15 protein-coding genes are annotated in these 14,317 nt (G+C 61.8%); 10 read left to right on the top strand and 5 right to left on the bottom strand.

Going from position 1 to position 14,317, the window contains the following annotated elements:
- Window positions 1-117: 117 nt before the first annotated feature.
- The 3 genes from glpX (at window position 118) to recJ (ending at window position 3,373) form a co-directional block, all read left to right on the top strand.
- Complete coding sequence (glpX, locus tag AC0L24_RS10540) at window positions 118-1,101, top strand: class II fructose-bisphosphatase (RefSeq protein WP_127810573.1); 984 nt, start codon at window positions 118-120, stop codon at window positions 1,099-1,101.
- Window positions 1,102-1,174: 73 nt separating this feature from the next.
- The gene (locus AC0L24_RS10535; RefSeq protein WP_127810572.1) at window positions 1,175-1,408 is read left to right on the top strand and encodes a DUF6434 domain-containing protein; all 234 of its coding nucleotides are present in this window, start codon (window positions 1,175-1,177) and stop codon (window positions 1,406-1,408) included.
- 180 nt (window positions 1,409-1,588) lie between these two features.
- Window positions 1,589-3,373: a single-stranded-DNA-specific exonuclease RecJ gene (gene recJ, locus AC0L24_RS10530; RefSeq protein ID WP_127397568.1), complete on the top strand. Its 1,785-nt coding sequence runs from the start codon at window positions 1,589-1,591 to the stop codon at window positions 3,371-3,373.
- Window positions 3,374-3,426: 53 nt separating this feature from the next.
- Here recJ and AC0L24_RS10525 read toward each other — a convergent pair whose 3' ends face one another.
- Window positions 3,427-4,398 (bottom strand): GlxA family transcriptional regulator, encoded by a 972-nt coding sequence (locus AC0L24_RS10525; RefSeq protein WP_164873856.1) that lies wholly within the window; start codon window positions 4,396-4,398, stop codon window positions 3,427-3,429.
- 158 nt (window positions 4,399-4,556) lie between these two features.
- Between AC0L24_RS10525 and AC0L24_RS10520 the strand changes: the two genes are divergently transcribed.
- The gene (locus tag AC0L24_RS10520; protein ID WP_128289484.1) at window positions 4,557-6,014 is read left to right on the top strand and encodes an MFS transporter; all 1,458 of its coding nucleotides are present in this window, start codon (window positions 4,557-4,559) and stop codon (window positions 6,012-6,014) included.
- Window positions 6,015-6,102: 88 nt separating this feature from the next.
- Here AC0L24_RS10520 and AC0L24_RS10515 read toward each other — a convergent pair whose 3' ends face one another.
- From AC0L24_RS10515 to folE, 3 genes are all read right to left on the bottom strand, one after another.
- The gene (locus tag AC0L24_RS10515) at window positions 6,103-7,074 is read right to left on the bottom strand and encodes a patatin family protein (protein WP_127267650.1); all 972 of its coding nucleotides are present in this window, start codon (window positions 7,072-7,074) and stop codon (window positions 6,103-6,105) included.
- A gap of 84 nt (window positions 7,075-7,158) precedes the next feature.
- Window positions 7,159-7,620 (bottom strand): phosphoribosyl-AMP cyclohydrolase, encoded by a 462-nt coding sequence (hisI, locus tag AC0L24_RS10510; protein WP_127399016.1) that lies wholly within the window; start codon window positions 7,618-7,620, stop codon window positions 7,159-7,161.
- 90 nt (window positions 7,621-7,710) lie between these two features.
- Window positions 7,711-8,346: a GTP cyclohydrolase I FolE gene (gene folE, locus AC0L24_RS10505; RefSeq protein ID WP_127399015.1), complete on the bottom strand. Its 636-nt coding sequence runs from the start codon at window positions 8,344-8,346 to the stop codon at window positions 7,711-7,713.
- A gap of 240 nt (window positions 8,347-8,586) precedes the next feature.
- Between folE and AC0L24_RS10500 the strand changes: the two genes are divergently transcribed.
- Both AC0L24_RS10500 and AC0L24_RS10495 read left to right on the top strand, forming a co-directional pair.
- Window positions 8,587-9,033, top strand: a complete 447-nt coding sequence (locus tag AC0L24_RS10500; RefSeq protein ID WP_127267647.1) for an iron-sulfur cluster assembly scaffold protein — start codon at window positions 8,587-8,589, stop codon at window positions 9,031-9,033.
- A gap of 2 nt (window positions 9,034-9,035) precedes the next feature.
- The gene (locus AC0L24_RS10495; protein ID WP_473563696.1) at window positions 9,036-9,482 is read left to right on the top strand and encodes a cell envelope integrity TolA family protein; all 447 of its coding nucleotides are present in this window, start codon (window positions 9,036-9,038) and stop codon (window positions 9,480-9,482) included.
- A gap of 21 nt (window positions 9,483-9,503) precedes the next feature.
- On the opposite strand, the gene AC0L24_RS10490 is transcribed toward AC0L24_RS10495, so the two are convergent.
- Window positions 9,504-10,421, bottom strand: a complete 918-nt coding sequence (locus AC0L24_RS10490) for a LysR substrate-binding domain-containing protein (RefSeq protein WP_473563695.1) — start codon at window positions 10,419-10,421, stop codon at window positions 9,504-9,506.
- A 90-nt stretch (window positions 10,422-10,511) separates the two neighbouring features.
- Between AC0L24_RS10490 and AC0L24_RS10485 the strand changes: the two genes are divergently transcribed.
- The 4 genes from AC0L24_RS10485 (at window position 10,512) to thrS (ending at window position 14,257) form a co-directional block, all read left to right on the top strand.
- Window positions 10,512-10,676, top strand: coding sequence for a hypothetical protein (locus AC0L24_RS10485; RefSeq protein WP_127322935.1), 165 nt, complete (start codon window positions 10,512-10,514; stop codon window positions 10,674-10,676).
- A gap of 79 nt (window positions 10,677-10,755) precedes the next feature.
- Window positions 10,756-11,130 carry a membrane protein insertion efficiency factor YidD gene (yidD, locus tag AC0L24_RS10480; protein ID WP_292630259.1) on the top strand — a complete coding sequence of 125 codons (375 nt, stop codon included), beginning with the start codon at window positions 10,756-10,758 and terminating at the stop codon, window positions 11,128-11,130.
- A 148-nt stretch (window positions 11,131-11,278) separates the two neighbouring features.
- Complete coding sequence (gene blaOXA, locus AC0L24_RS10475) at window positions 11,279-12,106, top strand: class D beta-lactamase (RefSeq protein ID WP_292630262.1); 828 nt, start codon at window positions 11,279-11,281, stop codon at window positions 12,104-12,106.
- Between the two features lie 174 nt (window positions 12,107-12,280).
- A complete protein-coding gene (thrS, locus tag AC0L24_RS10470) occupies window positions 12,281-14,257 on the top strand; it encodes a threonine--tRNA ligase (protein WP_127267642.1) in 1,977 nt (658 codons plus the stop codon).
- Window positions 14,258-14,317 lie beyond the last annotated feature (60 nt).

Below are 14,317 nucleotides of genomic sequence, written 5' to 3'. Positions count from 1 at the left end.
ATTGGTATTGTTGGTTATTCGATAAAATCCTCAGTAGGTCTTGCCGTTGTCATGCTGGTTTGACAAAACAGGCCCGCCTCCGGCGGGAGGCCGCATTGCCAACGAGGAAATCACCAGATGAATGTGGCCCAGAACATCGTCGCCGGCCTTGACCGGATACTCACCATGGAACTGGTGCGCGTCACCGAACGAGCCGCCGTCGCGGCCGCCAGGCTGCGCGGGCGCGGCGACGAAAAGGCGGCCGACCAGGTCGCAGTCGACGCCATGCGCCAGGAACTCAACCGGCTTGCCATCAAGGGCACTGTGGTGATCGGCGAAGGCGAGCGCGACGAGGCGCCGATGCTCTACATCGGCGAGGAAGTCGGCTCCGGCAAAGGTCCGGCCGTCGATATCGCGCTCGATCCGCTCGAAGGCACGACGATTTGCGCCAAGAACCTGCCCAATGCACTCGCGGTCATCGCGATCGCCGAAAAGGGCAGCCTGCTGTTTGCGCCCGACGTCTACATGGACAAGATCGCCATCGGCCCGGGCTATGCGGACGGCGTCATCGACATCGACGCCTCGGCGGCTGAGAACATCGCCAGCCTCGCCAGGGCGAAGGGCGTGGCCATATCGGATATCACCACCTGCATTCTCGACCGGCCACGTCATGCCAGGCTGATCGATGCCGTGCGCGCCACGGGTGCCGCGATCCGGCTGATCGGCGATGGCGATGTCGCCGGCGTCATCCACACCACGGATCCGGAAGAAACCGGCATCGACATCTATCTCGGCACTGGCGGCGCACCAGAGGGCGTGCTGGCCGCTGCCGCGCTGCGCTGCACCGGCGGCCAGATGCAAGGCAGGCTGATCCTCGACACGCCGGAAAAGGTTGCTCGCGCGGCAAAGATGGGTATTTCCAATCCGAAACGGGTCTATCGGACGGAGGACATGGCGCGCGGCGATGTGCTGTTCGCGGCCACCGGTGTCACCGACGGCAACATGCTGGCTGGCGTCAAGTTCGGCCACAATTACATCACCACCCACACGATCGTGCTGCGCTCGTCGTCGCGGACGGTGCGCGAGATCAAGGCCCGCCATCAGGGTCTGGATAAGTTCTGACGCTCGCTTGCGAAGCCACCTTGCAATTGCTAGCCATTCGGGCGCATCCGATGCTGGCTGCAAGGATTTGACGATGAAACCGTTCGACTGGCATGCGGATCCGATTTCGCGTGCCACCGCCATCACAAAGTCCTATCGCAACACCCAGAATGTGCGTCGCTTTCTCATCCGGGAATGCGGCGATGCATTCAGGTTCGACCGGCCTTTCATGGCTTGGCTCAAGGACGGTGTGGAAAAGACGATGGGCGATGCGGCCGACGAATGGCTTCGGCGCCAGGCTGAAAAGCCGAAAGCGCAGTTTTCTTGACTTATTTCGGGACCGCGCGCACCCGTGAATCGCTTGGCTTTGCCTGCCTTTGGCCTATAGAGCGTCGCGTGAACGCGACGCGCTTAAAATTGTTGCCAATGCAGGTCGTCGCCCCAAAACCGCTGCCCACTTATGGGCGACATGCATTATCGTGCGGCCAACGATGAGTTGGCAAAGCGTATGACCGGCGAAAAACGCCTCTTCCTCGATGTCAGGCAGTCAGTATCAGGGGTTTCCTGGGAACATCGGCTGACAGAACGCCAGGACATGATTGCGCTCGCCATCGCGCAAGGCCATGGCGTGCCCGACATCGTCGCGCGGGTGCTTGCCGGCCGTGGTGTTACCGCCGAACAGACCGAGCGGTTTCTCGACCCGACGATCCGCGATCTTCTGCCGGATCCGGCATCGCTGACCGACATGGACAGGGCGGCGGCCCGCATCGCCGCCGCGGTGATGGCCAAGGAAAAGGTGGCGATCTTCGGCGACTATGATGTCGACGGCGCCGCCTCGTCGGCCTTGCTGAAGCGGTTCCTCACGCATTTCTCGGTGCCGTCGGAAATCTACATTCCGGATCGTATTTTCGAGGGCTATGGGCCCAACCCGGATGCCATGCGCGAACTTGTTTCGCGTGGCGCGACACTGATCGTCACTGTCGATTGCGGCACCAACAGCGCAGTTTCCATCGATGCCGCCAACGAGGCTGGGGCCGATGTCTTGGTGCTCGACCACCACCAGGTCGGCGGTGCCTTGCCGGCGGCAATTGCCGTCGTCAATCCCAATCGCGACGACGACCTTTCCGGGCAGGGCCATCTCTGTGCCGCCGGCGTGGTCTTCCTCGCCCTTGTGCAGACGGCCAGGATCCTGCGCGGCCGCATGGCCGATGCTACGCCGCCGGACCTGCTTTCGCTGCTTGATATCGTGGCATTGGCCACAGTCTGTGACGTGGTGCCGCTGACCGGCGTCAACCGCGCCTTCGTGGTCAAGGGGCTGCAGATGGCGCGCCAGCAGAAGAATGAAGGGTTGGCGGCACTGGCACGCGTGTCGCGCATCGGCGAGCCGATCAGCACTTTCCATCTGGCCTATCTGATCGGCCCGCGCATCAATGCCGGCGGACGCATCGGCGATGCCGCACTTGGTAGCCGGCTGCTTGCGACCGACGATCCGGTCGAGGCGCGCACCATTGCCGAGACGCTCGACCGGCTCAACCAGGAACGGCAGTTGATGGAGCAGGAGATGCTCGCGGCGGCGCGCGTCGAGGCCGATGCAGAGCTCGCCGGCGGCAATGGCCCGGCTATCGTCGTCACCGCCTCCAACAGCTGGCATCCGGGTATTGTCGGCCTGCTCGCTTCGCGATTGAAGGATCATGCCCGGCGGCCCGCCTTCGCCATCGCGTTCAATGCTGTGGGCATCGGCACCGGTTCGGGCCGCTCGGTCTCGGGTTTCGACCTCGGCCGGCTGGTGCGCGAGGCGGCCGTTGCCGGTCTGATCGTCAAGGGCGGCGGCCATGGCATGGCGGCGGGCATCACCGTGGAGCGGGCAAGGCTTGGCGAACTCAGGGCGTTTTTTGAAGAACGGGCGGCAGCCGACGTGTTTCGCCTGCAGGGCGAGGAAAGCCTGGCCATAGACGGCGCACTTGCCGCTGAAGGCGCGACGCTCAGCCTGCTCGACGCGCTGGAACAGGCCGGACCCTTCGGTGCCGGGCATGTGGCCCCTGTTTTCGCGTTGCCGCGCCACCGATTGGCCGATGCGCGGCCGGTCGGCACCAACCACATCCGCGTCGAACTGCAATCGGAAAGCGGCGGCCGTATCCAGGCGATCGCCTTTCGCGCTGTCGAAACCGCACTTGGCGAATTCCTGTTCAAGAACCGGGGCAAGACGATCCACGTCGCCGGTTCGTTGTCAGGCAACTACTGGAACGGCAACCGCACCGTGCAGTTTCGCATCAGCGATGCGGCTCGTGCGTGAGGTTCTTGTGTGACCGAACCGTAGCTTGCGCGGCAATGTTCGCCTCGGGCGATCTATGATCGTATCTGCTTCCGAAACTCGCCCGGCGCCATTCCGGTCGTCTTGGAGAAAGTGCGACTGAACGAAGCCACGTCCTGATAGCCCACCCGATAGCAGATTTCCGAGACGCTTAGCTTGGTTCCCTCAAGCAGCGACCTTGCGAGTTCAAGCCGTCTTTCCTGGATCCATTTTCCCGGCGTGGTCTTGAGTTCACTAACAAATCTGCGAGACAGCGTTCGCGCAGACATGCCAAGTCCCGCCGCGAGAAAGCCCAAATCGATTTCCCGTATCTTGTTTTCCGCGAGTCCACGCAGTTTGGTCTCCAGCGGATTGGTCTCCTTCGGCAATTCTTCGAGAGGGAATTCGTAGGGGCTTTGAAATTTGCGCGAAGGCGGAAGAACCAAGAGCTTTCGAACGATCCGCTCCTCTTTCGAGAAGCCGAGATCGACCAGCAGAGCTTTGGCGAGTTCCAGTCCCGAAAATCCGCCGCCGCAAGTGTATAGGCGATCGTCGCGAACAAGCATGTGCGACGAGTCCCATTGAACTTGCGGAAATCGGCTGCTTACGTGGGACTTTAGCCACCAGGATATCGTCGCACGCTTGCCGTCCAGCAGCCCTGTATCGGCGAGCAGATAACATGCACCGCAATGTGCCGCGATGATTGCATCCTGTTGTCGTGCGAGTGCGATCAGCGGTTTTGAGTACTCACTCTCCTGGTCAAGCGAGCGCAGAAGTTCGGGAATATCGACACCTGGCATCGCGATGAGGATCAACACATCCATTTTTCGAGACGGTTGCGTCTTCGCAGGGAAAGAAATTCCGGCCGTCGAAATTGCAGGCGGCGCCCTGGAAACGAACTCGCAGGAGAGAACCTGTGAGCCGCTGACGTCATTCACGAGCTGAAACATCTCCACCAGCGTCGAGACAACCGCCGAATAGAAATCGGACGGCAGCCAGATGACCACGTGGATGCACTTGCCAGCCATGGGGCGGCTCCCGGTATCGGTTTCGTCGAGTGGCAAGTTTAGCACAATCTTTGTCAAAAATGCCAATTCCGAAACAAGCGCTGCGCCTCCAGGGTAGCCGCATGCGGGTCTCGCTGACGAAGAGCGGGCTGCGGAATCCATAGTCGGGAAAGATGCAAATGCGGAAATCACTGAATCAAACCGATGCGGGAGTGCCACGCTGGTCCGGGCTCAGGCTCGCGCTGCTGGCGTTCGCGCAGTTCATAATCGCGATCGACTACAACATCGTCTATGTCGCACTGCCGGATATTGGCCGGGAGGTCGGCTTTACGCCACAGTCGCTGCAATGGGTGGTGAGCGCTTACGCCGTGGCGTTTGGCGGCTTTCTGCTGCTCGGCGGTCGAGCGGCTGACCGGCTTGGCCCGCGGCGCATGTTCATCCTGGCGCTCGTGCTCTATGGCGTCTCGTCCTTTGCAGGAGGCTTTGCGCCCGATGCTCTTACGCTGGTGGTCGCTCGGGCCGTTCAGGGCCTGGGCGGGGCGCTTCTGTTTCCTGCAACTCTGGCGCTGATCAATACCAGCTTCGCGGAAGGTGCAGAACGCAATCGGGCGCTGGCAGTCTGGGGTGCCACGGGTAGTGGCGGCCTGGCAGCCGGTGCCATCATCGGAGGCGTCCTGACCAATGGCTGGGGTTGGCAAGCGGTCTTCTTCTTCACCGTTCCACTGGCTCTGGGCGCCGCTCTTGTCGCCGCGCCAGTTCTCCTGGCGCCCGATCCGGTAAATAGTGGCCAGAGGCGGAGTTTTGATCTGCCGGGTGCGCTGGTTGTCACGGCAGCCGCGACATTGCTGGTGTTCGGCTTGGCCAGTGGACCTGAGGTGGGCTGGAATACGGTTCGCAGCACCGGATCGCTTGCAATCGGTGTGCTGCTGCTTTGTGCCTTCATTCTCATCGAGAGACGCGTGCGCGATCCGCTCGCGCCACTGCGGCTGTTTGCCAATCGAAGCCTTGTCACGGCCATGGCGGTGAGTTTCTTTCATCACATGGCGCTGAGTTCGGGCTACTATATTCTCACGACCTACTTTCAGAACCTGCTTGGCTACAACGCGCTCGCCGCCGGTCTGGCATTCGTTCCGCTCGGCGTGCTGGCGATGGTCGGCGGCGGCAAGGGCGCGGCACTGCTGCTCACCAAGTGGGGGACTCGCGCCACGATGGTTGCCGGCATGCTCATCTATGGGATCGGGCTGGTGGCGATCGCTCTTGCTCTGTCACCAGGCGGGTCGTACTGGGCCGTGCTGCCCGGGATCCTCATCTATGGTTTCGGTGGCGGCATCGCCTTTACGACGCTGTTCGTAGCTGCCGCTTCCGGAGTGGCCGCCAACGAACAAGGAGTCGCCTCGGCGCTAGGGTCGACATCCCTACAGATCGGCGCAGCCTTGGGTCTTGCCGCCGCTCTTGTCGTGGCCAATGTCGGTTTGGGTGGAGTGGCCGCTACCACATCGGATGTCGTCGACGGATTGCGTATGGCAGGATTGTTCGCCGCCGCCGCGGTTTTCCTTGGTGCGGTTCTGGCTCTGATGCTCAAGCAGGCTCCGGGCATAGCCCAGGATGCCGCCACCTCTGCCGAAGCTGCGCACTGATCCTTGCTCAGTCACCTTGAAGCGCGTCGCGTTGAATTCAATCGAGGTGCTTCAAGTGTTTTGATTCCATGCGTTGGGAAGATATGCGTCAGGCGAGAACGGTCTGCAGCCGGGTCAGTTCGCCGATCTGCGCCATCGTCGCCTGATAGCCGAGGTTGATCGCCTCGTCGGCGCGGTGGAATTCGGTCAGGCCGATATGGCTGAGCTTCGGCTGCAGCGACATATCGGGCGGGTCGCCGGCAAGCCTGGCGCGCGAAATCCGGTCCTGAATGATGTTGAAGGCCTCGACCATGACGCCGGTGATGCCGAGCCGCGTCTGATGCGACTGGCGCTCGGCGTCGATCTGACCAGGCCGCGGCGCGTCCTTTTCAACGACCAGCTCGCCGGCGCTGTGCTTGATGACGGCGGCGCGGCCGAACAGATCATAGTGAAGGTTGACCGCCACGACGAGCGGCTGCTCATAGGCGCGGCAGACCGAAACCGGTACCGGGTTGACCAGCGCGCCGTCGACCAGCACGCGGCCGTTGCAATTCACCGGCTCGAACACGCCGGGCAGCGCGTAGGAGGCGCGCATGGCGGTGATCAATGAGCCGCTCGACAGCCAGATTTCGTGGCCGGTGCGGATTTCGGAGGTGACCGCGACGAACGGCTTGGCAAGGTCCTCGAAACGAATGCCGGCCATGTGCTCGCGCAGCCTTGCATCGAGCTTCATACCGCCGAACAGGCCGCTGCCGCGCAAATTGAGATCGAGCAGGCCGAAGATGCGGCGCTTGGTCAGGCTGCGGGCGAATTCTTCGAGCTCGTCCAGTTTGCCGGCGAGATAGCAGCCGCCGACCAACGCGCCGATCGAGGTGCCGGCGATCATCGACACTTCGATGCCGGCTTCGTCGAGCGCGCGCAGCACGCCGATATGCGCCCAGCCGCGGGCGCAACCGCCACCCAAGGCGAGCGAAATGGCTGTTTTCTTCTGGGAGTTGGTTTCGGACGCGCCGCCTGACGAGGATAGGCCGTTGGCCTCCCTGACATCTGGTCTGTTACGCAATGACGCCCACTCGAGCATCATGATCTCCCTTGTCCCACGGCTACTATACGAGCGGGCCGTATCGAAATGATGAATCTGTGTGGTTGGTGTCAGGCAGAAGGTTCAAGCTGGTGGTTTCCGATACGTGTTTTCCGTATCGAACAGCGGCTTGCTGCCGTCGCCGGCAAGCGTCCCCTTGCCATCGATCAGCCCCACCGTCCGATAAAAGCATGAACGCCGGCCGGTGTGACAGGTTGCGTCGTGGCCCAACACTTTGACGCGCAACCATATGGCATCCTGGTCACAATCCGTGAGCATCTCGACGACATGCTGAAAATTGCCTGATGTTTCGCCCTTTTTCCAAAGCACGTTGCGCGAGCGCGACCAGTAGTGGGCGATGCCGGTCTCCAGCGTCAGTGCCAGTGCTTGCGCATTCATATGCGCAACCATCAACAGCATGCCGTCTCCGGCATCGGTGACGACGACCGTGACCAGCCCGGCTGCATCGAAGCGCGGCGAGAACACCGCGCCTTCCTCGAGCGCTTTCTTGTCCGACGGAGCTTTTGGAAATTCCAGTGCCGACATCGCCGGTCCGTTTTCCTCGTTGACCATGATCTTGTCCGAAAACCGGTCTCCACTTTTCGGGATCATGGTCTGATGGCCGGCGAGGGCCATTCAGATCCCGCCGCCACGCACCATGGTCACGAAACGAACCTGCTCTTCGGGCGTATCCTTGAAGACGCCGGTGAAGGTCGAGGTCAGCGTAGTTGAACCCTGCTTGCGGATGCCGCGCATGGCCATGCACATGTGCTCGGCCTCGATCATGACGGCGACGCCGCGCGGATTGAGCACGTCCTGGATGACGCCGGCGATCTGCGCCGTCAGCGCCTCCTGGGTCTGCAGGCGGTGGGCGAAGATATCGACGACGCGGGCGATCTTGGACAGGCCGACAACCTTGCCATCCGGCAGATAGCCGACATGCGCCTTGCCGATGATCGGCACCATGTGGTGCTCGCAATGCGAATGGAATGTTATGTCCTTGACGATGACCAGGTCGTCGTAGCCGGCGACCTCCTCGAAGGTGCGGCCGAGCTCGTCCGCCGGGCACATGTCGTAGCCGCCGAACATTTCGCGATAGGCCTTTGCCACCCGCTTCGGCGTGTCGATCAGCCCTTCGCGGTCCGGATTGTCGCCGGTCCAGCGCAAAAGCGTGCGCACGGCGGCTTCGACTTCGGCTTCGCTTGGCCGGTCGGTGACCGGCTTTTCCATATAGGCTGACTGTGGCATGAGCTTCTTGATGACGGCATCCATAAAGGCGTCTCCCGTAGTCCCTCTCGGCGGAGGAACGAGTTGAACGGACCACGACCTTTCGGTGTCGGAAACTCGCCCCGTTTCCAGCCCCGTAAGTGGCGTGAACTTCCCGGCAAGGACATTGGCTTTCGTCGTTCTTGTCGATACCGGACTGCCAGCATTATATAAGGTCATAGCGAGCGAAAGGAAGACACGACAGCGGCAATCGCTGTTCGCTTGGCGGCGACGGATTGGAAAATAATGATAAACGAGGTCTACAACGCGAAAATTCTCGGTTTTGCCGGGAACATTGGCCGCATCGGCCGTCTCGATCATCCTGACGCGACCGCCAAGGCTCACTCCAAGCTATGCGGTTCCACGGTCACCGTCGACCTCAAGATGCAGGACGGCCTGGTCACGGACTTTGCCCATGACGTGAAAGCCTGTGCGCTCGGCCAGGCGTCGTCATCGATCATGGCGCAGCATGTCGTCGGCGCGAGTGCTGAGGAATTGCGCGCGGTGCGCGACACCATGCTGAAGATGCTCAAGGAAAATGGCGCCCCGCCGGACGGTCGCTTCGCGGATCTCAGATATCTGGAGCCGGTGCGCGACTACAAGGCGCGGCACGCTTCGACCATGCTGACTTTCGATGCCGTGGTCGACGCCATCGGCCAGATCGAGAAGAAGCGCGCCGAAGAAGCGGCCTGACCTTGGGGTTTGGCTACCAAAGCCTGGTGTTTGCCGGGAGCCTTGCTGGCTCACTCGCGTTGAGCGGGACCCCGAGCCGGGCAGACGTAGCGGTCGAGCACGATATCGGCGACTATCTCATGAAGGCAATCCAGCATTGTTGGAACATGCCTGCAAACACCCACAGCATTGCACGCGTCCACATCAGTCTGAACAAGGACGGGTCACTCGCAGGCCCGCCAAAAATCCTCGGTCCTGTGACGACGCCGCCGGACAAGGTTGCCGAGTCCGCTGTCCGGGCCATCGCACGCTGCGCGCCATTTCCCAGGCTGACATCATATGCTGCCCACTACGATATGTGGCGCGATGTCATCCTCACATTCAACCCGGGAGAAGACTCACCGGGCGAGCTTCCGGCCGCGGATGCGCTCGACAAACTCTTCGAAAAATACAGCAAGAAGGCAAAGTAGCGGGAGCCCGGCCGGAAGGGTTCAAGCCCGCGCTTCCAGCACCCGCCTGCTTTCGACGAATTCGCTTCTGAGCCAGTCGGCGAACGCGGCGGCCGGTTCCGAGAGGTCGCGCAAGTTTCTGGCCACCAGCCAATAGGCGCCGGATGCGACGTCGATGTCGAACGGCTTGACCAGCGCGCCGGATGCGATTTCCCCGCCGATCTGCAAGAGATCGCCCAAGGCCACGCCATGTCCGAGCAAAGCGGCCTGTTTTGAAAGCGACGCATCCGCCAGCATCGGCCCGCGCGCCGGTATGGCGTCGGCGGGCACGCCGGCCGCCTGGAACCAGCGCGCCCAGCCTTGACGGTTTTCCTCGTGCAGAAGCGTGTAGCGGGCAAGATCGATCGGCTCATCGAGGGCAGGGCCAGAAGCAAGCAGCGCCGGCGACAGAACCGGTGAATCGACAGTCGAGGCAAGCCGCTCAGCCTGGCTGCGCGGCCACGCGGTGACATGCGTGCTGAAGCGTAAGGCAAGCTCCGGCTGATCGCTGCGGAACTCGATCAGCCTTGGGTCGACCTTGAGCGAGACGTCGATGTCAGGCCGCAATTGGCGAAACCGGTTGAGCCGCGGCACCAGCCACACGGATGCAAGCGACGGCTCGACACTGACGCGGACCACGGACTGCGGTGGTGTCGCCACCAGTTCTCCAAGCAAGGTGTCGATGGCGTCGAAACTTCTGACAAGCTGCTCCAGCAGACGTCGGCCGGTGTCGGTCAACTCGACACGGCGATGGTGACGTTCGAACAAGGGTTGATGCAGGAAGATTTCGAGTTCCCGGATCTGCCGGCTGATCGCCGCCTGCGAGACGAAAAGCTCCTCGGCGGCCCGGCTAAAGCTCAGATGCCGGCCCGCCGCCTCGAAGCTCCTCAATGCCGTCAGCGGCAGGCGCCCACGCTTCATTCGCATAACCCAGGATTATCCGAAGTGGAAATTATACTCGTTTGAAGGCGAAGGCCAGCGGCCGTCTAATCGCATCAAAGGAGACCGACCATGATCCAGTTGCTGAGCATCTTTGGCGATGTCATGCGGATCGCAACGTTTCAATGGCGTGACAGAAGACAGCATGAAAAGCGTTACGAAGAGCCGACCAGTCGTGGCCGGTGGGTGGCTTCGGCTGACTGGCAGCCGTTTCGCCGTTCCGCCCGTGACGATTGAGTGCGCGCAAGGAGTGGGGATTGCGTTCTCCAGTGGAAGCTCACATCTATCGCCTGGGAAACGCGATACGGAGACTGTGGTGCGCGACCAGCATGGGCATGCGCATATCGCCAGGCCGCAGAAACGCGGCCGCAACTGGCCCGGTCCATGGCGCAAGACGCCGGGCCGTCTCCTCGGCACGTCGCTCGTGCGCCTCTATCAGCTGACGCTGTCGGGCTTTGTCGGCAATTCCTGCCGGCATCTGCCGACCTGTTCGGAATATGCCCATGAGGCGATCGCCCGCCATGGCCTGTGGGCCGGCGGCTGGATGGGATTCTTCCGCGTGCTGCGCTGCGGGCCATTCGGCACGCATGGCATCGACCGCGTGCCGGAGGTGCTGGAGGATCGTTATGTCTGGTTCACGCCATGGCGGTACTGGCGGATCGGCAGCAAGCGCGGCGAAGCGCAGGGGTGATCGCATCGGTCAGGTACCGGCGGCTCTGCCCGTTTACGATCCGGTAGGGTTAACAACAGCCTGCACAAAGACTGCGCATTTGAGACAAAATCGAGACAAGAGACCTCGCTAAGCCGCTCGCGAACCCCCCTCTTCAGCGAGCAGACAAATGCGCAATTTCGACCGTCTTCCCTTCATCTTTGCCGGGATACTGTTCCTGCTCGCCTGGCTGCTGGGATTTCCGTTGCGCGCGCAATCGGCGCCGTTGGGGGACGTGCAGTGCACGGTGATCGCCGATGCGGCGAGCGGCAAGACGCTTTACCAGGACGGGGTGTGCGACCAGCGGTTCAGCCCGGCGTCGACGTTCAAGGTGCCGTTGTCGCTGATCGGCTATGACAGCGGGATCCTGAGCGACGAGCACACGCCCAGCTGGGATTACAAGCCTGAATTCAACGCGGTGAAGCGGGATCAGAAGACCGTCGATCCGGTGGTCTGGGAGCGAGATTCGATCCTGTGGTTTTCCCGGGAAATCACCCGCCGGCTTGGGTCTGAGAGTTTTGCCGGTTATGTCTCGAAATTCGACTACGGCAATGCCGATGTTTCCGGTAATCCCGGCAAGAATGATGGTTTGACCAAGTCCTGGGTGAATTCCTCGCTCAAGATCACGCCGGTCGAGCAGGTCGAATTCCTGCGCAAGCTGCTGGCCCGCAAGCTGCCTGTCTCGGCCAAGGCCTACGACATGACATCAGCCATCATCCCGACCTTCCAGGCCGGGGGTTGGACGGTGCAAGGCAAGACCGGCAGCACCAGGCTGCGCAACGACGCCGACAAGGTTCAGGACAAGCGCTCGCTCGGCTGGTTCGTCGGCTGGGCGCAAAAGGATGGCCGCCAGATCGTCTTTGCGCGGCTTGTCGTCGACACCAACCGCACGGACATGCCAAAGGGCCTCAAGACCCGGGCTGCGTTCCTGAAGGAACTGCCGCTCCTCATCAAATGACGCTGACATTTGAGCCGGGCTTTACGGCGGCGAAATCTGTCCATAAAAGACAGCCGCTGCTGGACGCATCCGGCTTTTCCCTATGCATGTCGTAACCCAAAACCGCCATACACTTTTGGGCGACATGCATTTCAACCACCCGCGCTCGTTTGCGGGACTGGATAGGAGATATACATGCTGAATTCCGTTTCTCTGACATTTCCCGATGGCTCCGTCCGCGAATATGACGCGGCGATGACCGGTGCCGGCCTCGCCGAATCGATCTCGAAATCGCTGGCCAAGAAGGCGGTCGCCTATGCGATCGACGGCACGGTTCGCGATCTCAGCGATCCGCTCGGCAAGTCCGGCAAGGTCGAGATCGTCACCCGCGACGACCCGCGCGCGCTGGAGCTGATCCGCCACGACGCGGCCCATGTGCTGGCGGAAGCCGTGCAGGAGATATGGCCGGGAACGCAGGTGACAATCGGGCCGGTGATCGAGAACGGGTTCTACTACGACTTCGCCCGTAACGAGCCGTTCACGCCCGACGATTTTCCGGTGATCGAGAAGAAGATGCGTGAGATCATCGCGCGCAACAAGCCGTTCACCAGGGAAGTCTGGTCGCGCGACAAGGCGAAAAAAGTGTTTGCCGACAAGGGCGAGCGCTACAAGCTGGAGCTGATCGATGCCATTCCCGAGGATCAGGATCTCAAGATCTACGCACAGGGCGACTGGTTCGACCTCTGCCGTGGCCCGCACATGGCCTCGACCGGGCAGATCGGCAATGCCTTCAAACTGATGAAGGTGGCCGGCGCCTATTGGCGCGGTGATTCGAACAACCCGATGCTGACCCGCATCTACGGCACGGCCTGGGCTGATCAGGCGCAGCTCGAAGCCTACCAGATGATGCTGGAGGAGGCCGAGAAGCGCGACCATAGGAAGATCGGCCGCGAGATGGACCTGTTCCATTTCCAGGAAGAGGGACCGGGCGTCGTCTTCTGGCATGCCAAGGGCTGGAAGATGTTCCAGAACCTGGTCAACTACATGCGCCGCCGCCTCGACGAGCAGGGCTATCAGGAGGTCAACGCGCCGCAGGTACTCGACAAGAGCCTGTGGGAGACGTCAGGCCATTGGGGCTGGTATCGCGACGCCATGTTCAAGGTGACGGTCGCCGGCGACGACACCGATGACGACCGGGTCTTCGCGCTGAAGCCGATGAACTGTCCGGGCCATGTGCAGATTTTCAAGCATGGGTTGAAGTCCTATCGCGATCTTCCCGTAAAGCTTGCGGAATTCGGCAATGTGCACCGCTACGAGCCGTCGGGCGCGCTGCACGGGCTGATGCGCGTTCGCGGCTTCACGCAGGACGATGCGCACATCTTCTGCACCGAGGAGCAGCTGGCCGCGGAGTGCTTGCGCATCAACGATCTGATCCTGTCGACCTATGCTGATTTCGGTTTTGACGAAATCAGCGTCAAGCTGTCGACGCGGCCCGACAAACGCGTCGGCACCGACGAAGCCTGGGATCATGCCGAGGCGATCATGGGGAGCGTGCTGGAGACGATCAGGACACGGTCCGGCAATCGCATCAAGACCTCGATCAATCCGGGCGAGGGCGCCTTCTACGGCCCGAAATTCGAATATGTGCTCAAGGATGCCATCGGCCGCGAATGGCAGTGCGGCACGACGCAGGTCGACTTCAACCTGCCGGAACGGTTCGGCGCCTTCTATATCGGCTCCGATTCCGAGAAGAAGCAGCCTGTGATGGTGCACCGCGCGATCTGCGGCTCGATGGAGCGCTTCCTCGGCATCCTGATCGAGAACTATTCCGGCCATTTCCCGCTGTGGTTCGCGCCGCTGCAGGTGGTGGTGGCGACGATCACGTCGGATGCCGACGGCTATGCGACCGAGGTGGTGGCAAAGCTGAAGGCCGCAGGGCTGTTGGCGGAAGCGGATCTGCGCAACGAGAAGATCAACTACAAGGTCCGCGAGCACAGCCTAGCCAAGGTTCCGGTCATCCTCGTCTGCGGCAAGCGCGAGGCGGAAGAGCAGACCGTCAACATGCGCCGGCTGGGCTCGCGCGACCAGGAATCGCTTGGCCTCGACCAGGCGATCGCGCAACTGACCGAGGAAGCTGTTACACCCGACCGCCGGCGCAAACGCGCGGCTTGATTGGCATGGTTTCGACCAAATGGCGGTGGAGCGATCCACCGCCATTTTCATATCCCTGTC

The organism is Mesorhizobium sp. WSM4809 (assembly GCF_055811655.1).
This window is presented reverse-complemented; position numbering and strand designations above follow the sequence as displayed.